The sequence below is a fragment of the Aestuariibaculum sp. YM273 genome (genome assembly GCF_030908365.1).
Classification (GTDB): Bacteria; Bacteroidota; Bacteroidia; order Flavobacteriales; family Flavobacteriaceae; genus Aestuariibaculum; species Aestuariibaculum marinum.
Genome location: NZ_CP133090.1, coordinates 849117 through 874921 on the forward strand (window position 1 = coordinate 849117; position 25805 = coordinate 874921).

Annotated in this window: 17 protein-coding genes; 6 read left to right on the top strand and 11 right to left on the bottom strand. The window is 35.6% G+C overall.

From position 1 onward, the window contains the following. Window positions 1-18: 18 nt before the first annotated feature. From RBH94_RS03595 to RBH94_RS03645, 11 genes are all read right to left on the bottom strand, one after another. Entirely contained in the window at window positions 19-1089 is a 1071-nt protein-coding gene (locus RBH94_RS03595; RefSeq protein WP_307882405.1) for a Gfo/Idh/MocA family protein, read from the bottom strand. Then, entirely contained in the window at window positions 1086-2315 is a 1230-nt protein-coding gene (locus RBH94_RS03600) for a sugar ABC transporter substrate-binding protein (RefSeq protein ID WP_307882406.1), read from the bottom strand. Before RBH94_RS03600 ends, RBH94_RS03595 begins: the two co-directional genes overlap by 4 nt. Next, window positions 2308-3450 carry a CaiB/BaiF CoA-transferase family protein gene (locus RBH94_RS03605; RefSeq protein WP_307882407.1) on the bottom strand — a complete coding sequence of 381 codons (1143 nt, stop codon included), beginning with the start codon at window positions 3448-3450 and terminating at the stop codon, window positions 2308-2310. Before RBH94_RS03605 ends, RBH94_RS03600 begins: the two co-directional genes overlap by 8 nt. After that, window positions 3451-4596: a CaiB/BaiF CoA-transferase family protein gene (locus RBH94_RS03610; RefSeq protein ID WP_307882408.1), complete on the bottom strand. Its 1146-nt coding sequence runs from the start codon at window positions 4594-4596 to the stop codon at window positions 3451-3453. A gap of 12 nt (window positions 4597-4608) precedes the next feature. After that, window positions 4609-5748, bottom strand: a complete 1140-nt coding sequence (locus RBH94_RS03615) for an extracellular solute-binding protein (protein WP_307882409.1) — start codon at window positions 5746-5748, stop codon at window positions 4609-4611. Window positions 5749-5766: 18 nt separating this feature from the next. After that, the gene (locus RBH94_RS03620) at window positions 5767-6933 is read right to left on the bottom strand and encodes a four-carbon acid sugar kinase family protein (protein WP_307882410.1); all 1167 of its coding nucleotides are present in this window, start codon (window positions 6931-6933) and stop codon (window positions 5767-5769) included. Between the two features lies 1 nt (window position 6934). Then, the gene (gene pdxA / locus RBH94_RS03625; RefSeq protein WP_307882411.1) at window positions 6935-7960 is read right to left on the bottom strand and encodes a 4-hydroxythreonine-4-phosphate dehydrogenase PdxA; all 1026 of its coding nucleotides are present in this window, start codon (window positions 7958-7960) and stop codon (window positions 6935-6937) included. A 3-nt stretch (window positions 7961-7963) separates the two neighbouring features. After that, entirely contained in the window at window positions 7964-9112 is a 1149-nt protein-coding gene (locus RBH94_RS03630; RefSeq protein ID WP_307882412.1) for an iron-containing alcohol dehydrogenase, read from the bottom strand. Beyond that, on the bottom strand, window positions 9109-10665 hold the full coding sequence (locus RBH94_RS03635; protein WP_307882413.1) for a sodium:solute symporter: 1557 nt from the start codon (window positions 10663-10665) through the stop codon (window positions 9109-9111). The genes RBH94_RS03630 and RBH94_RS03635 overlap by 4 nt, the downstream gene beginning before the upstream one ends. A gap of 34 nt (window positions 10666-10699) precedes the next feature. Continuing rightward, entirely contained in the window at window positions 10700-11548 is an 849-nt protein-coding gene (locus RBH94_RS03640; protein WP_307882414.1) for a dihydrodipicolinate synthase family protein, read from the bottom strand. A gap of 204 nt (window positions 11549-11752) precedes the next feature. Further along, window positions 11753-12958 (bottom strand): T9SS type A sorting domain-containing protein, encoded by a 1206-nt coding sequence (locus RBH94_RS03645; protein WP_307882415.1) that lies wholly within the window; start codon window positions 12956-12958, stop codon window positions 11753-11755. Between the two features lie 720 nt (window positions 12959-13678). Here RBH94_RS03645 and RBH94_RS03650 point away from each other — a divergent pair. The 6 genes from RBH94_RS03650 (at window position 13679) to RBH94_RS03675 (ending at window position 25786) form a co-directional block, all read left to right on the top strand. Further along, window positions 13679-16900: a TonB-dependent receptor gene (locus tag RBH94_RS03650; protein WP_307882416.1), complete on the top strand. Its 3222-nt coding sequence runs from the start codon at window positions 13679-13681 to the stop codon at window positions 16898-16900. Between the two features lie 17 nt (window positions 16901-16917). After that, window positions 16918-18732, top strand: a complete 1815-nt coding sequence (locus RBH94_RS03655) for a RagB/SusD family nutrient uptake outer membrane protein (protein WP_307882417.1) — start codon at window positions 16918-16920, stop codon at window positions 18730-18732. Between the two features lie 15 nt (window positions 18733-18747). Further along, window positions 18748-20394: a DUF5123 domain-containing protein gene (locus RBH94_RS03660; RefSeq protein ID WP_307882418.1), complete on the top strand. Its 1647-nt coding sequence runs from the start codon at window positions 18748-18750 to the stop codon at window positions 20392-20394. Between the two features lie 92 nt (window positions 20395-20486). Next, a complete protein-coding gene (locus tag RBH94_RS03665) occupies window positions 20487-21992 on the top strand; it encodes a polysaccharide lyase family 1 protein (RefSeq protein WP_307882419.1) in 1506 nt (501 codons plus the stop codon). A gap of 2 nt (window positions 21993-21994) precedes the next feature. After that, window positions 21995-24232, top strand: coding sequence for a pectinesterase family protein (locus RBH94_RS03670; protein ID WP_307882420.1), 2238 nt, complete (start codon window positions 21995-21997; stop codon window positions 24230-24232). Window positions 24233-24346: 114 nt separating this feature from the next. Next, window positions 24347-25786 (top strand): glycoside hydrolase family 28 protein, encoded by a 1440-nt coding sequence (locus RBH94_RS03675; RefSeq protein ID WP_307882421.1) that lies wholly within the window; start codon window positions 24347-24349, stop codon window positions 25784-25786. Window positions 25787-25805: the final 19 nt, after the last annotated feature.

A 25805-nucleotide genomic window follows, 5' to 3' on the forward strand; every position in this document is an offset into this window, starting at 1 on the left:
TTATTTATATTTTTTCTTTTAATCTATTTGATCTAATGGCACGCCACCTTCATTATTACTTTGATAACAAGCTTCCACAACTTTCATTGTGCCTAAAACATCCTGGACACTTGTATGCAATACATCAGCAGACCCTTCTTTAAATCGCATTAAATTAGACATGGTCCCAACAAAAGCTTCCGGAAACCAGGATCCTTCTAAATGAAGTGTTTTCCATTCATTAGGGTTTCCTTCTTCTGTTATGATATAGTGAAACTCATCCGGCAATCCATCAGGATAATTCTTTAACAGTCCCATTTTTGCCTTAATAGCACCTTTTGTCCCTTCCCATTTTATATAGCTTTCCTGATGATCTGTTCCAAAATCATGATCATGATCGGTATTTATTTTAACACTCATGGTATCTCCATAATCTAAAATAATAGTTGATCGACATGAAGATAAATCCTTTAAAGGATGTTTCCATGTTCTTGCCATAACACGCTTGGGTTCTCCTAAAAACGAACGAATACAATCTATATAATGAACACTATGAAATAAAATTTCTAAACGTGGGTGTTGTTTTATAACCGGAAATAATTCCCAAGGTGTTTGCACCGTTATTTTAAACTCTAAATCATACAAATCGCCAATTAGCCCCTGATCGATAATGCTTCTTGCTGCACTCACAAATGAAGCAAAACGTAACTGAAAATTTATAGCGGCAACCAAATTTTTTCGTTCACAAACCTCTACGATCTCTTTGGCTTGTTTGTAATCGTTACCCATTGGCTTTTGAATCAAAACAGCAACCCCATCGGGTAATTGTTCTAAAATTTCAACATACTGGTCTGGAAGGACTGTGATATCATAAACCGCATTTTTGGGCGCATGTTTAACACAATCAGCTACCGTATCAAAAACATGTTCTATACCATGATCTTCAGCCATTTTATGAGCTTTAGAAATCGTTCTATTGGTTATACCGAATACTTTAAAACCGGCCATCTTATAAGCCGGCAAATGTGCATCTTTAACAATACCACTAGCTCCAATTATAACAATAGGCTGTTCTGTTTCTGGTAATAATGGTTTATAGGTAACATTCATTCTTTAGTAATTTCGTTAATCTTTTTTTGTGTTTCTTCTAATAATAATTTTGATGCGATGTTTTCATTAATAGCCTTAAGAACCATTTGATCTATAAGTTCTGCCACCTTAGGCCAAATAGGGGTCTGAGGTAATGTTAATGCATTTTCATGCAACATTCCCAATTTATGATAATAAGGTATGGTTTTATTGATATCAGAATCATTCCAAGTTGATTTTCTACAACCAATACCACCTTCATTGGTTAATAATTTATCACTTTCAACGGAGGTTGCAAACCGAAGAAAATCATAGGCTAATTTTTTATTTTTACTTCCCTTGCCAATCGTATATAGCCAATAGACATTTAAGGATGCTGAACTATAATTACTATCATGTGGCAATTCGGTAATGTCAACTTTCCCTTTAACTTTCGATTCTTTTATAACTTCACACATCGAGGCAAATCCAAACCAATTGATAGCCATTGCGGCTTCTCCTTTAGCGAAAGCCATTCCTGCTTCTACCGAACCAAATTCTTTTGATTTAGGATGCGTTGTTGTCTCATTGTTAACAATTGCTCTATAAAAATCTAAAGCCTTAATAGCTTCTGGTTGATTGATATTTATCTTATTTTCGTCACCTACAAGCGCCCCTCCTCTTGTCCATAACTGTAAACAGAAATCAAACACCATATTGTGCCCATCTGGGTAATTTGCAAAAACACAACCATATAGGTTTTCTTCAGGGCGATTAAAAAATTGAGCCATTTGCACAAACTGATTCCAAGTTTTTGGAGGCTTTAAATCATACCCATACCTCTTTTTAAATTGAATTTGTTCTTCTTCATGATTAAACAAATCTTTTCTAAAAATCAAACATTCGGGACCATCATGAAACGGAAGCCCATAGATACCTTCATTTATTTGCTGAAGATGTAATAAAGACTCATGCCATCCTTCCGGAAAATTATCTGGAGCTTGCTCTTTTATAAACGCTGACATGTTTTCAACAGCACCGGCATTAACTGCATCAAAAATCCAATCGGTATTAAGATGGGCTATGTCCCAACTACCATTTTGCAATCCTTTTTTTGTTAATGTTTCATCATATAAATCATGAAGCTCTAACGGAATCATTTCAGCCTCTATTTCAATATTACGAGATTCACAAAACCTATCCCACAGCTTTTGTAATGTCGTTTCAAAAGGCTCGAATTTCCGAACAGCTATCCTTATTTTATCCATTACCTATGAATTCATTTAAAATTTTATCGGTATGCTCACCTAACTTAGGCGACCCTTTATCTGACTTTAAAAGCTCTCCATCAATTTTTATCGGACACCGTGTAGTATCATAAGAATACCCATCACCCATGGTTACTTTCTGTACAAAATCCAAGACTTTAAATCCATCTTCTTCAAACAATTCCTGATAGTTCAAAACACCAGCACACCAGATATCCGCAGGCTCTAAAATGTTCAACCAATACGATGTATCCTGTGTTTCTAAATGATTCGCTAAAACCGTTTTAATCTCATCTCTAAGACTAAATTTATTTTCCGGAAATTGTAATAAAGCCTCACAACTTAAAAGCTCAGCCAAAACAGGAATGGATCCCATAGCCAAAGCCAAATATCCATTCTTTGTTTTGTAAATACCATAAGGCGCCCCTAAATAAGCATGTGCATTATTACTTTTTGTTCTTTCCGGCAACTCGCCTCCGTCATTAAAATAGGTTGTAATGGTTTCGAACTGAAAATCGATGGCAGATTCCAACATACTCACCTGCACTAAGGCTCCCGTGTTTTGAATGGCTTTCTTGTATAATGCAGCTAAAATACCTTGAGCCAAATGGGCTCCGGCTAACATATCTACAATAGATAAACCCATAGGAACGGGACCATCATCGGCATTTCCTGTTAACCATGTAAGTGCGGTTAATGACTGTAATAATAAATCCTGACCAGGATTACCAACCAACTCCGGGTGCAACCCATAGCCTGAAATCTCAGCATAAACCACATTAGGATTTAGTACTTTCACATCATCATAACTTAAGCCTATACGTTCCATAACGCCAGGTCTAAAATTATGCATAACCACATCAGCTTTAGTGATTAACGTTTTTATATGGTTTAAATCTTCAGGATGTTTTAAATCAGCCGCAAAGGATTCTTTATTTCTATTTATCGTATGAAAAATGGATGATTCCCCATTCATAATCAAATCTGAAGTATACATACTTCGACAGATATCACCAGTAACTGGTTTTTCTACTTTAATAACCCGAGCCCCCATATCTGCCAATCGCAAACTAGCCGATGGGCCAGACAAAAACTGACTAAAGTCTATTATTAAATAATCTTCTAACGGCTTCATTTAATTATTTAAAAATTGGTTACAAATCGCTTCATTATCTTCACCTACTTTAGGTGCTGCTTTTGCAGATGTAAATATGTGTCCATCAATTTGAATAGGACTCCTTGTGGTTATCAGTGTTTCTCCTTCTACATTTTTTACTTCCTGTTTCAATTTAAGTTCTCCCATAAAAGCCCTGTTATTCAACTGATTATAATCTAACACTTTTTCACACCACAGTCCATTACTTCTTAAGATCTCAATCCAGTAACCTGAATCTTTTGTTATTATTTTTTCACTTAAAATTTCTCGAATAGCCGCTCGTTCTTTAAACCAGGTTTTTTTTTCTGTATATTCACCTAAATCGACATCTAAAACCTTTGCCATAAAATTCAAATCTCCCATAGCTAAAGCCAAATAGCCATCCTGAGTTTCATAGATACCGTATGGCGCACTTAAAAAGGCATGTGCACTACCTCGAACATTTCCGCGATCGGCCAAAACACCTCCATTATTTAAAAAGATTGTTAGTGCTTCAAACTGAACATCTAAAATAGACTCTAACAAACTTACTTCTACCAAAACCCCTTTTCCGGATTTAGCTCGCTTAAGTAATGCCGCTAAAATCCCTTGAACAAAATGATTTCCACACATTAAATCGGCTACAGCTAATCCAAATGGCACTGGCCCTTGCATACTTTTTCCGCTCAACCAAGTTAAACCTGAAAGCGATTGCACCAATAAATCTTGTCCCGGTTTATTAGCCCACGGCCCCTTATCTCCATACCCCGTAATAACACCATAAATAATTTTAGGGTTAATAGCGAGAACATCTTGAAATGTTAAACCAATTTTCTCCATAACTCCAGGTCTGAAATTATGGGTGATAATATCTGCTTTAGCTATTAACTTTTTAACCTGTTCTAAATCTTCTGGATCTTTTAAATTAGCGGCATAAGATTCTTTATTTCTGTTTATAGTATGAAATAGCAAACTGCTTTCATCAACAAAAAGATCTTTAATACTTAATTGACGACAAGCTTCTCCTTTTACAGGACGCTCAATTTTAATCACACGAGCGCCTAAATCGGCTAATTTTAATCCTGCCGATGGTCCTGCTAAAAACTGAGCAAACTCTAATACTAACAAACCTTCTAATGGTTTCACTTTATATAACTATTAATGTGTTAGTGATTCTCTATAAATTTCATTCATTTTATCTACAGCGCTTTCAACCGTTACTTTTCCGGTAACCGCATCGTGAATTACCGGACTGGCTTCATCCTGAAAATGCATATAACCATAATACTGCGGACGCATAGTAGCTTCATCTAAAGTTTGTAAAGTATCTTTAAAAAAGTCTTTACACTGTGCATTTACATCTTCATTTAACCATGATTTTCTATGTCCGGGTTGTCCACCAAACTCAAAATAAAGTCCTGACTGTATTTTCTCTGACGCTGTAAATTCAGCATATTTCATAGCTACCTCAGCATGCTTTGTTGTTGACGATACCGCTATACCTGCCCCTCCTAAAGTAGACCGTAACCTTCTTCCATTAAAGGTAACTAACCCTCCTGCCTTTAGGGTATTCTCGGCATAATTCTTTTTGGAATAATTTGAATACCCGTAATTAAATGGACTATACACAATATCATTAGTTTGCGTCATGTGTTCTGCCATTTTAATAGGATTCATTTCCAAACAATAAGCAGGAATCAAACCTACTAAATCTTTATACATTTTAATAGCATCAATCATAATTTGTCTTGGTGCTACTTCTGTTTTACTTTCAAAAACATTTTCTCCCAAAGCAATACAAAACATATAATGATGCATTAAAGTATCGATAGGTATTGACGCAAATCCTACTACTCCTGTTTTCGCCAGTTCAATGAGTTGTTCATAGGTTTTTGGAACATCTAAGCCTCTTTTCAACATTAAATCTTCTCTCCATGTGGCTATTGGTGTTGCTGCATCGGTTGCCAATGTCCATTGCTTCCCATCTACATTGTAACTTGCATTCGACATCCCCACACTATTATCGGACAACTCCTTTAAAAATTCCTGACTCAAATAATCATCGAAAGGTAATAACACCTTATCTCTTGCCGCTATAGACACATGAGGATTATCCATAATTAACAAATCATATTGACTTGTTAACACGTCCAATGGCGCATCGGCAAAGGCCTGTAATGAACGTTTCTCCCAGGTAATTCTAACATCTGGATTTAATTCTTCAAATCGCTGTGCTGTGGCTACTACAGACGTAAAACCACGTGTATGATTCCAAGCAATTCCTTTTAAATTTATCATTTATTTTTCAATTCTTAATTATTGCAATAACCCTTTCGGCCATTGATAACTACCAGGCTTTACGGTTATAAACACTTCTTCATTCTTTTTTTTCAACCTAACAACGCCAGAGCTTAACTCTGTAACAGGAACAAACTCATTCCATCCTAGTGCTTTTAAAATATCATAAGCAGTTGCGCCCCCTTCAATAAAAAGGTCTTTTACCGGAATATTTTCGAAAAAATCCTTTACAACTCTACTTAACCGCTGTTTTAGTAACAAAGAACTATTTTCAAATTCAATGACTTGATTTGAAATTCTCAGAACCGCTTTTCCGGCTACCTTAAACTCTTTTTCTACCATATTTACCCAACTTTTAAAACGATAGTCTTCGAATTCTTTTTCTAACAAATAATCAGGAAACAACAATACCGGACATCCCTTTTGCTTTAACTCGCCAGCAAATTTTACACTATTGGGATGTATACTTCCTGAAACAAGCAAGTAGTTTTTGAAGGTTTTCGGGTCTGAAGTTGATTTATTTTTCAGGTTTAGCTGATTTTTAATCAGAAATTGTTCAAAAAAAGCTGCACTGCCCGCTACCAAACAAGTTGATTTATCAAAATACTCCAACGCTTTCATTAAATCTGCTTCGCTATTACAATCTGAGGCATAAACACCCTCTGATTCCAAACCATTTAAAAGCTCAAGATGAATATCTCCTGGTATCACAGCATGGTTTTTTACTCTATCTAAAAGTAATTCTCTAACAGATGATGTATTGGCTGGAAAATCCGGATCGTTAGCAAAACCTGTTTTTTCAATTTCTACACCTTCTACATAATAAACTCCATTCTTTACACAACGCCCGCCTAACGGATTTGCCGGTTGTAAAATAACTTTAGTTTTCCCTGTTGCCTTTACTGTTGCCTTTAGCTCTACTAAAACGTGACCACGTAGTACAGAATCACATTTTTTAAATATCATTTGATTTGGGTTCTTTTTCAGAACTTCACTTACTAATTGCAAATGAATCTTATAAGCTTCATCTTCTGATAATGAACGTGAATCCGTAGCTATTACAGAGATTAAAGCATGACCTTCAGGAACAATATCTATCCCAAAAGCAACCTCAATACCGTACCTTAGGCAAATGCCAGCAATTTCTGCTGCACCGGTTAAATCATCTGCAATCACAGTTATCATACTACCCTTTATTTTTAGCCATTACAATAGCATAATCAATCGCAACAAGCATGGCATCTGCAGAGGCGATACCTTGTCCTGCAATTTCAAAAGCTGTTCCATGATCTACTGAAGTGCGAATAATTGGCAACCCTAAAGTTATATTCACGCCTTTTACGCTTTTCATTGTTTCTTTTTCATTATCCCATTTAAACCCTTCTAATTTGAAAGGAATATGACCCTGATCATGATACATAGCAACACAACCATCGAACTTACCTTGTACTGCTTTAACAAACATAGTATCTGGTGGAAATGGTCCCTCCGCATTATACCCCTTGCTATTAGCTTCCTCGATGGCTGGAATTATTTCTTTGACCTCTTCGTCTCCAAACAATTGATTTTCTCCAGCATGTGGATTCAATCCTGCTACTGCTATTCTAGGATTTTTAATGCCAAATTTTTTACATGCATCGTGTAATAAGGTAATCACCTCAAAAACACGTTCTTTTTTACATAAGTCGCAAGCTTGTCTTAACGAGACATGCGTACTCGCATGAATTACTCTGAAATTCTCATCAGCTAAAAGCATAGCATACTTTTTTGTATCAGTATAATCCGCATAAATTTCGGTATGCCCTGAATACTTATGGCCAGCTTTATGAATAGACTCTTTATTTATTGGCGCCGTTACTGTTGCATCTATATCTCCATCTAAAGCCAAAGCAATGTTCTTCACAACCGCTTCAAAAGCGGCCTTACCTGCCATAGCAGTGACTACTCCTGGTTTTAATTCTCCAAGATCTACATTATCCAAATCAAAAACATCAATGGTTCCAAACTCAAATTTAGCATCCTGAACATTTTTAATGGTATGAATTTGTAATGATGATTTTAGCGCCTTAACCTCTCTATCCATTGTTTTAGCATCACCTACAACTAAGGGATAACAACGTTCATAAACATCTTCTAATTCTAATGTTTTAATAATGATTTCCGGTCCTATTCCTGCCGGATCCCCCATAGATATTCCTACTTTAGGTTTCATATTTTAAAGTAATTTTTTATAAATAGTTATGGCATCCGCTCTTGTAACCTCCTTCGGGTTATTCTTTAATAGTCTTGTTACTTTCATCGCAATATCCGCCAACTCTGGAATCACATCTTCATCAACGCCTATTTCGGTTAACCTCTGCGGTATATGACACGCTTTTGAAATCGCTTCAATGCTTTCAATTCCAGCTAAGGCCACCTCTTCATCTGTTCCCTTTAAAGTTATTCCTAATGCTCGAGCCACCTCAGCGTGTCGCTTTGGATTTGCCGATAAATTAAATCGAAGTACTTCTGGCATTAAAATAGCATTTGAAAGGCCGTGAGGCACATGAAACTTACCTCCCAATCCATAAGAAAGCGCATGTACGGCCGAGGTATTTACCGGACCTAAACAAAGACCTCCATACATTGAACCCAGCAATAACGCTGAACGCGCCTCAATATCATTTCCGTTTAAATAAGCCCGTTCAATATTTTTAGCAATTAATTCGATGCCTTTTAATGCATAAACATCCACCGTTGGATGTGCAAATTTATTGGTGTACGCTTCGATACAATGCGATAAGGCATCTATTCCCGTTTCCGCTGTAAGTTTGGGTCGTAAACTAATAGTTAAATCAGGATCGAGGTAACATGCATCAGGCACTAAATACGGGCTAATTATACCACTTTTCGCCTGAGATTCTTCATTTAATAATATCGCATTTGGAGACACTTCACTTCCAGTTCCCGAAGTTGTTGGAATACATATTAAATTTATAGCACGTTCATTAAGCAAACCTATCCCAACAACATCTTCTAACTTCTGACCATTTTTTATAAGTGCCGCCAATAATTTAGCACAATCTAATACACTTCCACCTCCAACACCAATAACACAATCAGGATTTGAAGATTTATTTTCTTCAAGTAACGTATTGAATTGTGAAAATGTCGGTTCTCCTAAAAACTTATATTCAACAAAATAAACCTCTTTCCCTTTAGAGTTAAGTTTATCTACTATAGAACTAACTGCTTCTAATAATGGTGGTGCCACTAAAAACAGAATACGTTTTGACTTTTCTATATTTCTATCTTCAAGAAGATGTTTTAAAGAACCACTTCCAAATACGATTTCCTGCGGCTGTAATAAAGTAATTGATTTCATTTTTTAAACAGTACTTTTTCTCTTAATTTAAAATATCCGTAAATGGTTAATTCATCTTCTGCATCATCTGATTTAAATAACAGACTAGCAGCATAACCTACTACTAAAACAATAAGGTGACTATAGACCCCTAACATATATTTATGATGCGGGAAGTTATATTTCCCTAAATCCAGTATTAATTGACCATCAATTTCCGTAGTTGTTAAAATAGCATAGGCCGTAAACAATATACAGGCGTAAATACCAATATGTAGCCCTTCCTTATTGGCTCTTTTTGAAAACAACCCTAACATAAATATCCCTACTATACCAGCAGAAAAAATAGCATACAGTTTAAACACCACCCCTAAAACACCCTGACCTTCCCAAGCCACATAGAGCAATGCTACACCCGCGGTAGCCAAACCTGAAAATAACACTAATAGTCGCCCAACAATTAATCGTTGTTTATCCGTACAATTTGGATTAATTCTTTGATAAAAATCTTCAACTCCAATAGCTGCCAAACAGTTCATATCTGAATCTAAGCTTGAAACAGCAGCTGCTATTAACGCAGCCAAAACCAATCCAACAGCTCCAACAGGTAATTTTGTTCCTATGAAATAGGTAAACACCTGATCTGTGGTAATGCCTTCAGGCAAATCATGTCCCAAGCCTGCATTATAATATACAAATAATAAAGCTCCAATTAACATAAACAATCCCCAAACCGGTACGCTTCCTAACACCCCTATGTAAGCTGCTTTTTTTGCATCTTTATCGCTTTTTGCTGCTAAATAACGTTGTACTATGGTTTGATCAGTACCATACTTTTGTAATGCATAAAATACACCATTAATTACCATAACCCAAAAGGTAAGTTCTGAGAAACTAAAATTATACGGGCCAAAATCAATTTTTTTCATTGTTATAGCTTCGGTTAACATATAACCTGCCCCTTGTTCTGATCCAAATAATAAAATACCGGCACAAAACAAACCTCCTCCGATTAATAAAAACCCCTGAATGACATCCATCCAAATTACTGCTTCTATCCCTCCGAGTAAGGTTAAAAAAATAATAACAACAGTTAAACAGACTATAAACAAAGTAACATCATAACCTGTTAATGTTGCTAGTGCCAAACTAACAAGATAAAGCACTGTTCCCATTTTAGAAAAATGAGTTAATATAAAAGCAATAGAACTGTACATTCTTGCAAAAACACTGAAACGTCTTTCAAAATATTCATAAGTACTTAAACGAATCACCTTTCTAAACAGAGGAACAATAACCCAAATTAACCCTACAAGTACAATTGGCACCATTAAACCTTGAACTAATAAAATCCAATTAGATTTATATGCCGCTGCTGGATAAGCTAAAAATGTTACACTACTTATAAGTGTTGCAAAAATAGATATACCAATCGCCCATGCCGGTATGGTTTTACTTCCAGAAAAATACTGATCTGAACTCTTTTGCCGATTCGCAAAATAAAACCCGGCTCCTAAAGTGAAAAGAACAGATATGATAACAATTAAGTAATCAATCCAATGAATGTTTAACATAATAGTTTGGTCTAGTTTAGTTGGTTTATTTTAATTATTCCACCTCGGTTAAAGGTGGCATCATGGTTTTAGCACATAAGTCTTTTTTACTCATCAGCAACTTTAAATGCGCTAAAGACTCTCCTAAAGTTTTATCCTTTTGATACTCCAAAGCCACTCGATCAGTTACTTTTTGCCACTTAAAACACGAATCCCAATCTTTCTCTATAGCTGCTTGATAAATTTTATTATACATTTCCGGAACATAATTACCAGTACTAGGCACTATACCATCGGCTCCTAATTTTAAACTATTTACACCTTGAGCACCCCATCCACAGAAAAAAGAGAAATTTTCATTATTCTTAAAGGTATTGATGCATGTTTCCAAACGTTTTTCATCGCGCTCAGAATCTTTTAACCCCCATATATTAGGATGTTCGGACAACTCATCTATTACGTCTAAAGGAATTGACATTTGAGTGGTTGCTTTTATATTATACATCATAACTGGCCCGGAAATCTTATCAGCAAGTGTTTTATAAAACAAAGCCATTTGTTTTGGGCTTAAACTGTAATAAGACGGTAGTGTAGCAACCACGCAATCAGCTCCTAACTCTATATACCTATTTCCTCGCTGAATTACATCTTCCACTTGATTCCCAACTAAACCTGCATATACATGTTGGCTTTTTCCTTTTGCTTCTACTGCTGCTTGCAACAACCTCAGACTTTCCAATTCACTAATAGAAGTAGACTCTCCTGTTGTACCTAAAACGAGAGGGTGTATATTATTCTTTTCAAACAATTTAACAAGCATAGATACAGCATCTATATCAACCGTTAAATCTTCTTTTAAAGGTGTAACCATTGGCACTACCACACCTGAAAATCGTTTTTGCATAAATAGTTTAGTTTAATTGCGCAACATTTAACGTTACTTATACAATATTATTAAATTAATAATATTTTAATAATATTTTTGAACGACGACCAATTTCATAAAAACAAAATTTTCAAATCACTAATAACATTCACATAAACCAATATTAAAATAAAAAAAGGGACGCCGTGGCGTCCCTTTTTTTATTTGTATTTTAAGGTTCTATTATTTCACTAATAATTTAACCGATTTTTGTCCTTCAGCAGTTTTTACGGTTGCAATATATAAACCTGATCTGAAAGAGAAATCCATATCACTTGTTGTAGAAATAGATTTAATCAAAGCTCCAGTGATACTATAAACGTTAATTTCAGTTTTAGAAGTTACGTTAGATACATAAACTCTATTTCCTCTAGCCTGAACATCTGTAGACACTTTTGATGCTACTAATTCCTCAACATCTAATGTACTCTCTACCTGACTTTTAATCGAAGTAGAACTAATATACATTCTGTAAATTCTAATTTTATATCCACGGTTTCTTAAAACATATTGCCCTGCATCAATCGCTTGAAACTCCATTACTCTTACAGACTCATCTCCTTGATCAGGACCATCTAAAGGACCTGTTGGACTACCTTTACCTGTTCCATAGTCTTCTATATTTACAACTGCTCCTGTTCCTAAATATTCAAATTGAAAATACCCAGTACCATACCCATATCTAACAGGATCTCCTTCATCATCAATATTCCCATATTCTCCGGAACCAACAACCGTTAAATATTCCCCTGCAGCTAAATTCATCGTAAATCCACGACCTCCATCTCTATCCGCTCGTTTTTCACCAGCCGTTGTAAACTGAATACATCCAGGAAACAAATCAGCACTTACATCATCAGGCATTGTTGTACGCTCGTCGTATCTTGTTAATTGATCATTTACGGTTACAATTCTATCATTTGTACTATCGTAGTTGTACGTCATATTCACATCAGCATCTAAATCTGGCATCATTTGAGGTTTTGTAAACGCACTAGAACCACTTATTAAAACACCATTAACATCGGTGTCTCTTTTTCTAGAATATATCTCAAAATTTATTCCATCATACCTGGAATCGAAGTAAAAATTAAAAATTGATTCTGGCGACTCTCCATTTTCATATCTCCAATCCTCACCTGATGTGCTGTCAAAAGTAACAGCATACTCTACACCATCCGCATAGTTTACAACTGTATTTCCTGAACCATCAACCCAAGTAAGGTGACGAAGTCTATTTGACAAAGCATTTAAATGCTCTACAGGCAACATATTATCGTAACCAGCCCCTAAATCTTTAGCTCCAAAATCCCAATATTTAATCTGAGCCTGTGAAACTTCAGAAATAAGAAATATTGAAAGAATAGATAATAGTAATTTTTTTTTCATTTTAATAATTGTTTTAATTAATACTTAGTTTTTAGTTATATCCAAAAATTGAAATCTTGGAAATATTTCAGCAATTTATATACTTACAAAATAATCGATTACAAATATCGAACTGTGGTCGATTTCATAAAAAAACAACACAACCCTTTGAAGTTAAGAAATTTACTAATAAAAAAAAAGTCCTTATTTAAATTTAACTTATTACTGAGCAGCAAAAAAAGTGAGACAAATTAATCTCAATCATCCATATCGCCTCGTCTCACTAACCACTTCATAACTTTCCATGTCTAAAAAATTATTTTTTTATCAGATTAACAATAAGATACCAAAAAAAATATCTGATAAATATTTTAGAATAAAATAAATTTTAAAATCAACAATTATTTGCTTAAAATAAAATATTAATTATATTTGGACAATCGATTACATTTTGTTTTGCTCTAAGATCAACGCTTTCATTTAAAAAAAGCCTTAAAAATAAAGCAATTTCACTTTTTCTAACCAAAAAAGAGTAATCGATTACCACCACAAAACCAACTTAACATCAGCAAAATATGACATAAACCGAATTTCTTCACTCTGAATTTTTCAAACTAAACAAATAATTAACAATTAAACGAACTATTTATGACAAACTATCCCTTTTTTAAACATCAATTTTTCTTGCTCAAAGCGAGACAAAAAACACCTCCATTTAAAAAGGTATTTCATACTCTTTTAATGGGCGTTTTCGTTTTATTCACAGGGTTAACCTACGCGCAGAATTCAACTGTAAGCGGGACCGTTACAGATGGGGGCGAACTTGGAGGTCCTCTTCCAGGTGTAACCGTAATTGTGAAAGGAACATCGAACGGAACATCAACAGATTTTGATGGTAATTATTCTTTAAGCAATGTAGCTCCAGATGCTACGCTTATTTTCTCTTATGTTGGCTACAAATCGCAAGAATTAGCCGTAAATAATCAAACTACTATAAATATCACATTACAAGTTGATGTCAGTCAACTTGATGAAATCGTAATTGTAGACTATGGTTATGGTAAAGTAAAAAAATCGGATATGACAGGTTCTACAGCTAGCATTAGCAGCAAAGAGCTATCAACCATACCTATTTCGAATGCTGCCGAGGCCTTAACAGGACGTTTACCGGGTGTAAATGTAACATCTGCTGATGGTGAGCCTGGGGCTGAAATTAGAATTCGTGTTCGTGGAGGTACTTCGTTATCACAAGACAATAGTCCGTTATATGTAGTTGATGGATTTATAGTTGCTGGTATTGATAATATTCCGGTAAACGATATTGCTAGCATTGACGTCTTAAAAGATGCCGCCGCAACTGCTGTTTATGGTGCTCAGGCATCCAACGGTGTAATTGTTGTAACCACAAAAAATCCTGTTGCAGGAAAAACTTCAATTTCCTACAACAATTTTTTCCAATTTAACGAATTACCACAAGACAGAAAATATGATGTGTTAAGTCCTTATGAATTTGTTTTAGCAAATTATGAATATCAAGCTTTAAGAGGAGAAACTGCTATTGAAGGTTTTGAAAAGTATTTCGGTAAATATGAAGATTTAGAACTTTACCAAGAACGCAGACCAACCGATTGGCAAGATGAATTATTTGGAGGCTCTAGATTATCACAGTACCACAATTTATCTATTGGTGGAGGTACTGAAATGACTAAAATGAATTTAAGTATTTCACACAATGCCGACGAAGGTTTATTAACAGGTTCTGGTTACGAAAGAACTGCGGTTAACTTCAAATTGAATCAAAAAATATCTGATCGTTTAACATTTGATGCTCAAGCAAGGATTACCAACTCAATAAGAGATGGTGCAGGTACGTCAAGTGGTCAATTAAGTATTAAGGATGCGGTTCAAACAAGACCTGTAAATGGTATTGCTGATGAATTAGATATCGATTTAAATCAAGTTAATGAAGATGATGACTTTCAACAGTTCCTTTTAGGTTTAATCAACCCAAATGATTTAGTTGAGCAAGACTGGAGAAAAAGAACAGATTACGACTATGTTTTTAATGCCGCTTTAACTTGGAAAATTACAGATGATATTACAGCAAAATCATCATTCTCTAGAAATAAAGGTTTTCAAGAAGATTTAAGATTCTACGGTCCTTTAACAAGTGAATCTTTCAATAATGGTGGTAGTTTACCTCTAGGACAACGTTCTAACAGAAGCGACCACAGCTATAGATGGATTAACACTTTAAACTATAAAAAAGATTGGGGTGATTCCAGAATCGATGTGTTAGTTGGTCATGAAGTTTCTTCCAGTGGTGGACATAGCGACTTTTTAAGAGCTGAGAATTTCCGTCTATCTATTACACCAGAAGAGTTATTTGCTAACATGCAATTTGGTGATGCAGACAGATTCTCTACTTCTGAATTTACAGAATCTAACAGAAAATCATTATTTGGACGTTTCGACTTCCAACTACAAGAAAAATACATTTTTACGCTTACAGCAAGAGCAGATCAATCGAGTAAATTTAGTAAAGATAACAACCTAGGAATTTTCCCTGCATTAGCATTCGCCTGGAAATTAGAAGAAGAAAATTTCTTGAAAGACTCGAACTGGATTGATCAATTAAAATTAAGAATCTCTTATGGTGAAACTGGTAACGACCGTATCGGATCGGGGTTAAACCAATTCTTATTTAGTGCTACAACAAACCGTGGACCTGGTTTTGGAAATGTAGACAACATCTACTACCAACCTGAAAGCTCATCGCTTTACAACCCAGATTTAAAATGGGAAACAACAGTTACAAGTAACTACGGTTTAGATTTTACATTCTTTAATAAACGTTTAAATGGTAGTTTCGATTACTATAGAAATGAAACCCGCGACTTATTATACACCCAAGCTATTCCAACAAATACAGGGTTTAATGAACAATACGCTAATATTGGTAGTACGGCTAATAAAGGGGTAGAACTTGGATTAACAGGGTATATTGTAGATAATAAAGATTTTACTTTATCTGCTAATTTCAATATTGGACATAACGTCCTTACCATTGAAAAACTTGATGGAACGCAATCTCGCTTTGCACAATCAAACTGGGCAAGTACCGATTTAAGAAACCGTAACGATTACATTTTAGAATTAGGCGGAAAAATTGGTAACATGTACGGTTTTGTTACTGATGGTTTTTATTCTGTAGATGATTTTGAAAGCTACGATGAGGTAAGTAATACGTATATACTAAACGGTGACGTTGCAGATGCTTCAGGTACTGTTGGTGGTGCTTTACGTCCAGGTAGTTTAAAATTAAAAGATTTAAACGATGATGGTGTAATAAACGATTTAGACCGAAAAATAATTGGTAATGCTTTACCTGATTTTCAAGGTGGTTTCGGAGTTAATGTACGTTGGAAAAACTTCGACTTATCAACATTCTTCAACTACCAGGTAGGTAACGATGTATACAACACAGGAAAAATACAATTCAATCAATTAAGAAGGGTAACTAATGGTAACCTTCTTCAAACAATGAGTTTAGAGAACAGATTTACTTATCTGGATATAGACGGAACTATCACAGGAACTCCAGGCGGTATAGTAACCGACCTTGAAGACTTACGTCAACTTAACCAAGGTAAAAACATTTGGTCTCATGCTAGCCACGGTATAGCTGCAGCTGTAATTCACGACTGGGCTATTGAAGATGGTTCTTTTTTAAGATTAAACAACCTAACCTTAGGTTACAGTCTGCCAGACAAATTAATCTCTAAAGTAGGATTATCAAAATTCAGAGTATTTGCTACAGGTAGAAACCTGGCCATTTGGACCAAATACTCAGGATATGACCCAGAAGTTAACTCCAGTAGAAACCCTTTTACTCCTGGTTTAGACCGATCTTCTTTCCCAAGAGCACGTTCGTACACCTTTGGAGTTAACTTAACATTTTAATTAAAAAATTGATTGATATGAAACTTAAATATTTATTAGCTTTTATACCAGCTATAATGCTATCGTCTTGTGAAAAAGACTTTTTAGAACCAGATTCTATTTCAACATTCGACCTCGATTATATTTATTCCAATGTCGATGATGCCAGAAATGGAGTTAATGCTGTTTATTCTTATTTTAATCAGGATGCCTTTAGATCAAGGTTATCTAATAACATGACAGGAATTACAGATATTGAAATAGGTTACCATAACAGTGAATACGATAATGGTCGTCGTGAAATATGGAATGCCGATGCACTTTCATCTAACAACGACTTAAATATTGTATGGACTTATGCCTACAGAGCTATTAGAGATGCTAACATTGCAATTGAAGGGATTACCAATAGTGGTAATTTAGATTCTGATGATGCGAATGTTAGAACAACCTTCAACCAGTTATTAGGAGAAGCATATACCTTAAGAGCGTATTGGTACAGTATGTTAGCTTACTATTTTGGAGATGTTCCTTATGTAACCGAAGCACCTGTTGCCGGAGCAGATTTCTTTTTCCCTAAAACAAACCGAAACACCATTCTTTCTAAGGAAATTGAAGCGTTGATGGCTGTCGAAGAAAACATGCAATGGGCCGATGCCTTACCATACGGTATTGAACAAGTAAATCGTGAGTATACTATAGGTATGATTGCTCGACTAGCACTACAACGTGGTGGATATTACTTAAAACCAGATTTAACAATGGCTAGAGATAGCGATTATCTAGATTATTATCAAATCGCTAAACAATATTCACAAAAATTAATTAACTTAAAAGACAGAGAATTACCATCAGATTTCAGACAAATATTTTACAATCAAAATATTTTCTTATCGCCGGTAAACCAAGACATCCTTTTTGAAGTTCCGTTTGCAAAAGGTGGCGGTGATGTAGGTTGGAATATTGGTATTAGCGTAAGTGGTGGTACAGAGGCTAAACACGACTACGGATCTGGAGGAAACTATATGGCCATGCCTGCAACTTACTACATGTCTTTCGACAGTAAAGATTTACGTAGAGAAGTAACTTGTGGATTATTTAGAGTGACTGCAGAAGACACTTTAGCCCATGTTGGTGTTACTAACATTTCTCAAGGAAAATGGAACAGACGTTTATTACCAGAACCTCCTGGGCGTGAATCTGCCAAAGGAACTGGAATTAACTGGCCAATGCTACGTTATGCAGATGTATTATTAATGTTTGCTGAAGCTGAAAACGAATTAAACGGACCAACAATGGAAGCTCAAAATGCATTTAAAAGAGTGCGTCAACGTGCATTCGACCCTGCTGACTGGAGCACAAAAGTAGATGCTTATATGTCTCAAATCTCAACATCTAAACAAGCCTTTTTTGATGCTATTGTTGATGAACGTGCTTGGGAGTTTGGAGGTGAAATGATTCGTAAATATGAATTGGTTCGTTGGAACTTATATTCTGAAAAAATTCAGGAAACAGTAGATGGTCTTAAAAAATTAGCCGATGAAGCTTTTGCTGGCGTAGGAACCGGACCTGATTACATGTATTGGAAAACAGATGACCAAGGGAATTTTGTTGTACTAAATCCGGATAATAAGGTTGCAGCAGCACCTGATGAAACATGGATAAGACAATCATTTTTGATAGGGTTACACAATGACACAACGACCTATTCAGAATTTATAATAAATGATTTCGAGAATTACATCAATGGACCACAACCAGGAGTCGTTAGATATATTTTCCCAATTCCTGTAACGGCCATTGATAATAGCCAAGGAACTCTTGCTAACGATGGTTACCAATTCACTAACTAAACTAGACTAATAAACATGAAAAATAAAAGTAATATATTTAATATAAGAACGCTGTTATTTTTATCCTTAATCGTTACCATGTTTAACGCTTGTGATAAAGATGATGAAGGCAGTTACGATAAGACTAGGTTGTTTCGCCCGGTTCTTAATCAGCCTCTTTTTGCCGAAGGAAATACCATTGTGGTAAATATGGGTAAACTAAAAGGTGCTGTTGGCTATACCGTTGAGGTAAGTCGCGACACTTTTCAAACAATAGAATACACCATTCCTTCAGACACCAACTACGTGGAAATTAATGCAAACAACGTTGGTGAAGAATTATTTTGGAACACTATTTATCAAGTAAGAGCAACCGCACATGAAGCAGATCCTCAATACGATAGTAAAATATCAGATTTTGGAGGCGTTAGAACGGAACGTTTCCCTTCTATTTTAAATGTTCCTGAAACTTATGATGTTACCGATGTAGCAGCAAGAGTAACCTGGACTCCTCTAGGTGATGCGGTTACAGGAATAAAAGTGTTTGCTTCGGATGATTTAAGACTAACAGATCCTTTATTACCTGAAACAACGGTTACTAATGAGCAATTCTTAGCTGGAGAAGCTTTTGTAGATGGATTAGAACCTGAAACCCAATACCAAATAGCAATTTACAGTGGATCGACATTAAGAGGTTGGGTAAACTATACCACTTTGGTAGCTGAATTAGATTATTCAACAGTTGCTAATTTAATAGACCTAAGAGGTGATGAAAATCCTTCTGCAATTAAAGATGCTGTTTCTAGTGCAGCCGACGGCGCTACTATATTAATCTCAAGAGGGTTCGAATACACAGCTCCTAGCGGAGATCTAAATAAGTCTTTAACCATTCGATCTGCTTATGGTTTTGGTGAACAAAAGGCTAAACTTACATTCTCTGGAAATTATGATTTAGTTGATGGTAGTAATGTTGATCATTTTAGATTTATAGACCTTGAACTACGAGGAGATTGGGATGGCGGTTACGTCATCAATGTCGATGCTACTGGCTCATTAAACGAAATAAGTTTTGACAACTGTCTTATTTCTAATTTTAGAGGTGTATGTAGGATTAAAAAAGATGGGTTTACTTTAAATAATTTTATCGTTAATAATTCTATTGTAGATAGTATTCGCGATTACGGACTTGCCAATAACGACAAATCGGCTAGCACTTTAAATAATTTTAAGCTTACAAAAAGTACATTTAACCATATACAGAGATTCTTGACATCAAAAAACAATAGTGAAAGTGTAACCATTGAAGACTGTACAATTGCAAATACACCTTCTAGTGGCACCGCTATTTTTAGATGGAGACAAAGTGGGCAAAACGATGTTTCCAATGGTATTACAATTGTTAATACTATTTTTGGTCACGGCTGGGGAAAACCAGATGACGATGATTTCCCTGTTAAAGGTAAAGAAGGACTTGACAACACTAATTTCAGTGTAAATAATACATTTTCCGTTAACGATTTCTATTTTTCTGGAGATGAAATTGGAGAAATTACTGTAGGTAATGCCGGCTACACCCAGGATGCTCTTTGGGTAGATCCAGAAAACAATAACTTTAATTTCTTGGCATCTGCTTTTATAGGTCAGTATTCTGCTGGAGACCCTAGATGGCGTACTAAATTATAGGTCAATTATAAATCTTATACAAAGTGGATATCTCATAGGCAATTTGCTTTAAAGATATCCACTTTTTAATATAAATCTAACTCAAATTAAACATGAAGTTATATTTAAAAATAATTATAGTTTGGTCTACTTTTATTTTCTTTACTTGCAGTAGTTCCTCACAAGAAGAACCCGAAGAAGAAATTGAAATTATTGACCCTTCCCCTGAAGAAGAAGAAACTAATACAGAAAAACCAACCCCTGTAGAAGAAACTGCATTTGCCTTTCCCGGTGCAGAAGGGTTTGGTAAAAACACCACCGGTGGTCGTGGTGGCAAAGTAATTTTTGTAACCACATTAAACGATTACGGATCTGGAAGTTTAAGAGAAGCTGTTAATACACAAGGGGCACGTTATATTTTGTTTAAGGTTTCAGGAACCATAAGGCTACTCTCTGAATTAAAAATAAACAATGGAGACGTAACCATCGCAGGACAAACAGCTCCAGGAGATGGGATTTGCTTAAAAAATTACCCTGTAACCATCAATGCAGATAATGTTATTATTCGATACCTGCGTTTTAGAATGGGCGACGAAGCCAAACAAGAAGGTGATGCCATTGGTAGCAGGTTTCATAAGAACATTATAATTGATCACTGCTCTATGAGTTGGTCTACCGACGAAACGGTTTCTATCTATAATAATGAAAACACAACCCTACAATGGTGTTTTATAACAGAAAGCTTAAGAAACTCTGTTCACGATAAAGGCTCACATGGATATGGCGGTATCTGGGGAGGTAAAAATGCATCTTTCCATCATAATTTACTCGCACATCACGATAGTCGAAATCCGCGTTTAGGAGAATATGCTGGTTCAGCATTTGCTTTAACCGATTTAGTAGACCTGAGAAATAACGTAATTTATAATTGGCAAGGCAATAGCGCTTACGGAGGTGAAGCTATGAATGTTAACATAGTTAATTGTTATTACAAACCAGGGCCAGCAACGACGAAAACCACTCGCATCATGTCTATTGACAAGAATAAAGTCGAAGGCACAGAGGTTTACAATATATGGGGCAAATTTTATATTAATGGTAATTACGTTGAAGGTAGCACACAAGCCACAAATGACAACTGGACTTACGGTGTTTACAACCAATTTCATGGTAGTTATGGTACAGTTTCTGAAGAAGATAAAAACGGTATGCGCGTGTTAGAACCTCATAATATAAACAGCAATGTAACCACACACACAGCCCCAATCGCTTACGAAAGAGTATTAGATTACGGAGGCGCTTCATATAAGCGAGATGCTATCGATACCAGAATTGTAAATGATGTAAGAACAAAATCATACACCTATGAAGGATCAAACGGAAGTACCAAAGGTATTATAGACACACAAAGTGATGTCGGCGGATGGCCAGAGCTAGCCTCAGAAACACCTCCTACTGACACTTCTGGTGACGGAATGCCAGATGATTGGAAAGTAGCGATGAAATTGAAAGCTACCGACAATAATCCGAATGGTCATGATTTAAGCACAGGCTACGAAAATATAGAAGTATACATAAACAGTCTTGTTGCTTCTATAACCGAAAACCAAAACAAATAAACATGTTGAATAAAAATAACATCTTAAGTTTAATTATCCTTTTTACAACACTCCTGACTCAAGCCCAGGAATTGGCCTTCCCTTCCGCCGAAGGTTTTGGTAAATATGCTTCCGGAGGAAGAGGTGGACTCGTTTACAGGGTTACCAACTTAAATGATGATGGTGAAGGTAGTTTAAGAAAAGGAATTCTAAAAAAAGGACCTAGAACTATAGTATTTGCAGTTTCAGGTACCATAGAATTAAAATCCGATTTAGATGTTAACAGAGGTAATTTAACTATACTGGGACAAACGGCTCCTGGCGATGGTATTACCATAAAAGGATATTCTTTCACAATTAAAGCCGATAACGTAATCCTGAGGTACTTGAGGTTTAGAATGGGAGATATTCACAAAGTTGAAGGGGATGCTTTGGGGTGTCGCGATACTAACAACGTTATCATAGACCACTGCTCGGTTAGTTGGGCAACCGATGAAAATGCTTCATTTTACAATAACTCAAATTTCACACTTCAGTATTGTATTATTTCTGAAGCTTTAAATAATTCTGTACATCATAAAGGAGCTCACGGCTATGGTGGGATTTGGGGTGGCGTAAATGTGTCTTTTCATCATAACTTAATTGCTTCTAACAATAGTAGAAACCCAAGATTTAGCGGATCTTCAACTACCGAAAACTCAAAAAACGAATTTGTAGACTTTAGAAATAATGTCATTTACAACTGGGGAAACAATAGCATATATGGAGGCGAAAAAGGGACATACAACATAGTTAACAACTATTTTAAATCAGGACCTGCTACAAAAGAATCTATTAAGGATAGAATTATTGAACCATACGAACCTTACGGAAAGTTTTATGTAAGCGGCAACTATATTGATGGCTTTGAAAAGATATCAAATAACAACTGGACTGGTGGAGTTCAATGTGAAACCACATTAGATACAAAGCTTAATTCTGAAATTGACATCGCTAATAATACCTCAACTGAAAGTGCAAAAGACACATACGAGTCTGTTTTAAAAAAAGCTGGTGCAAGTCTATCAAGAGATGCGGTAGATGCTAGAATTGTTCATAACACTCGTGAAGGTGGTGCGAATTACAAAAATGGTATTATTGACTCTCAGGAAAATGTTGGAGGTTGGCCTCAGTTGAAATCAGGAAATCAAAACACTGATACCGATGAAGATGGGATACCAAATGATTGGGAAAAAGCAAACAATTTAAACCCAAACGAAAAAGACAGTAACCTGCATACATTAGATGAAAATTACACAAATATTGAAGTCTATGCCAATTCATTAATCACCCCCTTCGCCAACAGTAAAACAATAAACGGAGAGACTTACCAATACATCATAGACATTAAGGGTAATGGTGATTTCACATCTGTACAAGCTGCTATTGATGCGGTACCAAACTTCAGAAAAAAAGAAACTAAAATTTATATTAAAAACGGAATTTATAAAGAAAAGTTGGTACTTCCTGCTTCAAAAACAAATATCACTTTCGTAGGTGAAGACAAGTTTGAAACCATTTTAACCTACGACGATTTTGCTCAAAAACACAATAAATTTGGAGAAGAAATGGGGACTACAGGGTCAACATCCTTTTTCATTTTTGGTGATAACTTTAAAGCTGAAAATATCACGTTTGAAAATAGCGCAGGACCAGTGGGTCAAGCCGTAGCCGCAAGAGTTGATGGCGACAAAGTTATTTTTAACAATTGTCGTTTTTTAGGTAACCAAGATACTTTGTACTGCCACGGAAAGGGTAGCCGACAATATTACAAAGACTGTTATATTGAAGGTACGGTCGATTTTATTTTTGGATGGTCTACAGCCTATTTTGAAAACTGTGAAATATACTGTAAAAACTCAGGGTATGTCACGGCTGCATCTACAGACCAAAACACAGCCTATGGCTTTGTTTTCAAAAATTGTAAAATAACGGGAAGTGCCGAAGAAAACACCTTTTACCTGGGTAGACCCTGGCGCGATTATGCACAAACGGTTTGGATAAACTGTTATATGGACAATCTTATTAAACCCGAAGGCTGGCACAATTGGGGCAAACCTCATGCAGAGCAAACTACGTTTTATGCCGAGTACGGTACCACAGGACCAGGAGCATCAACAAATCGGGTAAAATGGGCTAAAGCTCTATCTAAAGAAGATGCCGATACTTTTAATTTAAATGCCGTTTTAGGAGGAACTGACAACTGGACACCTAATTTATAAGACATTTAAATACAAAAGTTTATCAATTTTAACGTTTGATAATTGCATATAAATTATGTTAACCAAGACATCTTTAGTATTTTTAAGCAATCGATTACAACTAAATTAAATCATATGAAAACAACACCTAATCATTTAAGGCACTACGTTTTACTATATTTTTCACTTTTTGCTTTAACGTTTAACTCGTGTAAGGAAAAAGCAAAACAGGAAGAACAAACACAACCTGATGCCTTTGCTGCTGCCGATAAAATTATTGAAAGCATCAAAGTATTAGAGTTTCCAGATCGCACATTTAACATCATTGATTTTGGAGCTGTAGCTGATGGGACAACACTTAATTCTGAAGCTATTAAAACAGCCATTGATAGTTGTAGTCTATTAGGTGGTGGAAAAGTTATTATTCCAGAAGGGGATTTTTTAACAGGTCCAATTGTTTTAAAAAGTAATGTCAATTTACATTTAGAAGAAGGTGCTAACGTGCTATTTTCAACTAATCATGATGATTACCTTCCTGTAGTTCACACCTCGTACGAAGCTGTTGAACTCATGAATTATTCCCCCCTTATTCGTGCGTATAAACAAAATAATATTGCCGTTACGGGAAAAGGAGTTCTTAACGGACAAGCGAGTAATACCAATTGGTGGCCCTGGTGTGGTAAAGATTCTTATGGCTGGGTTGAAGGTGCTCCCAAGCAACATGATTCTATAAATCTGCCCAGATTACGCGACATGAACGACAAACAAACACCTGTTTCCGAACGGGTATTTGGCAAAGGTTATCACTTACGCCCAACATTTTTCGAACCGTTTGAATGCGAAAATGTTTTACTTGAAGGTGTTACCATTACCAATGCACCATTTTGGATTATTCATCCTTTAAAATGTAATTATGTACGTATTGATGGTGTTACCGTTAGCAGTCATGGACCAAACAATGATGGTTGCGATCCGGAGTACAGCAAAAATGTTCACATTACCAATTGTACATTCGATACTGGCGACGACTGTATTGCAATTAAAGCCGGTAGAAATAACGATGGTAGACGGGTAAACATTCCAAGTGAAAACATTGTTATTGAAAATTGCGACATGAAAGATGGTCATGGAGGTGTCGTTTTAGGTAGTGAAATTTCAGCTGGTGTTAGAAATGTGTTCGCCAGAAATTGTAAAATGGACAGCCCGAATTTAGATCGTGCCGTACGTATAAAAACCAATACACTTCGTGGTGGTTTTGTTGAAAACCTATATGTAAAAGACATTCAGGTGGGCCAAGTAAAAGAAGCTTTGTTAAAAATTAACTTACATTACGCCATCTACGCTAATCAGGAGGGACAATTTATGCCTAAAGTAAGTAATATCCACTTAGAAAATATCAATGTTGAAAACAGTGGCAAATATGGTATTCTTATAAAAGGTCGCGAAGAAGATATGGTTATAAAAAACGTATCCTTAACCAATGTTCATATTAAAAATGCAAAGACACCACTTTCGGTAGAATTCTCAGAACCTGTTATCTTTGAAAATACTACCATTAATGGTAAACAATATTAAATCATTCAAACAACTTTCA

Bases quoted from the DNA above. Each gene is read 5' to 3' on its own strand.
- RBH94_RS03655 (WP_307882417.1), top strand. From the start codon at position 16,918: ATGAAACTTAAATATTTATTAGCTTTTATACCAGCTATAATGCTATCG.
- RBH94_RS03645 (WP_307882415.1), bottom strand. From the start codon at position 12,958: ATGAAAAAAAAATTACTATTATCTATTCTTTCAATATTTCTTATTTCT.
- RBH94_RS03600 (WP_307882406.1), bottom strand. From the start codon at position 2,315: ATGGATAAAATAAGGATAGCTGTTCGGAAATTCGAGCCTTTTGAAACG.
- RBH94_RS03620 (WP_307882410.1), bottom strand. From the start codon at position 6,933: ATGATAACTGTGATTGCAGATGATTTAACCGGTGCAGCAGAAATTGCT.
- RBH94_RS03675 (WP_307882421.1), top strand. From the start codon at position 24,347: ATGAAAACAACACCTAATCATTTAAGGCACTACGTTTTACTATATTTT.
- RBH94_RS03670 (WP_307882420.1), top strand. From the start codon at position 21,995: ATGTTGAATAAAAATAACATCTTAAGTTTAATTATCCTTTTTACAACA.
- RBH94_RS03665 (WP_307882419.1), top strand. From the start codon at position 20,487: ATGAAGTTATATTTAAAAATAATTATAGTTTGGTCTACTTTTATTTTC.
- RBH94_RS03640 (WP_307882414.1), bottom strand. From the start codon at position 11,548: ATGCAAAAACGATTTTCAGGTGTGGTAGTGCCAATGGTTACACCTTTA.
- RBH94_RS03595 (WP_307882405.1), bottom strand. From the start codon at position 1,089: ATGAATGTTACCTATAAACCATTATTACCAGAAACAGAACAGCCTATT.
- RBH94_RS03635 (WP_307882413.1), bottom strand. From the start codon at position 10,665: ATGTTAAACATTCATTGGATTGATTACTTAATTGTTATCATATCTGTT.
- RBH94_RS03650 (WP_307882416.1), top strand. From the start codon at position 13,679: ATGGGCGTTTTCGTTTTATTCACAGGGTTAACCTACGCGCAGAATTCA.
- RBH94_RS03630 (WP_307882412.1), bottom strand. From the start codon at position 9,112: ATGAAATCAATTACTTTATTACAGCCGCAGGAAATCGTATTTGGAAGT.
- RBH94_RS03605 (WP_307882407.1), bottom strand. From the start codon at position 3,450: ATGAAGCCGTTAGAAGATTATTTAATAATAGACTTTAGTCAGTTTTTG.
- pdxA (WP_307882411.1), bottom strand. From the start codon at position 7,960: ATGAAACCTAAAGTAGGAATATCTATGGGGGATCCGGCAGGAATAGGA.
- RBH94_RS03615 (WP_307882409.1), bottom strand. From the start codon at position 5,748: ATGATAAATTTAAAAGGAATTGCTTGGAATCATACACGTGGTTTTACG.
- RBH94_RS03660 (WP_307882418.1), top strand. From the start codon at position 18,748: ATGAAAAATAAAAGTAATATATTTAATATAAGAACGCTGTTATTTTTA.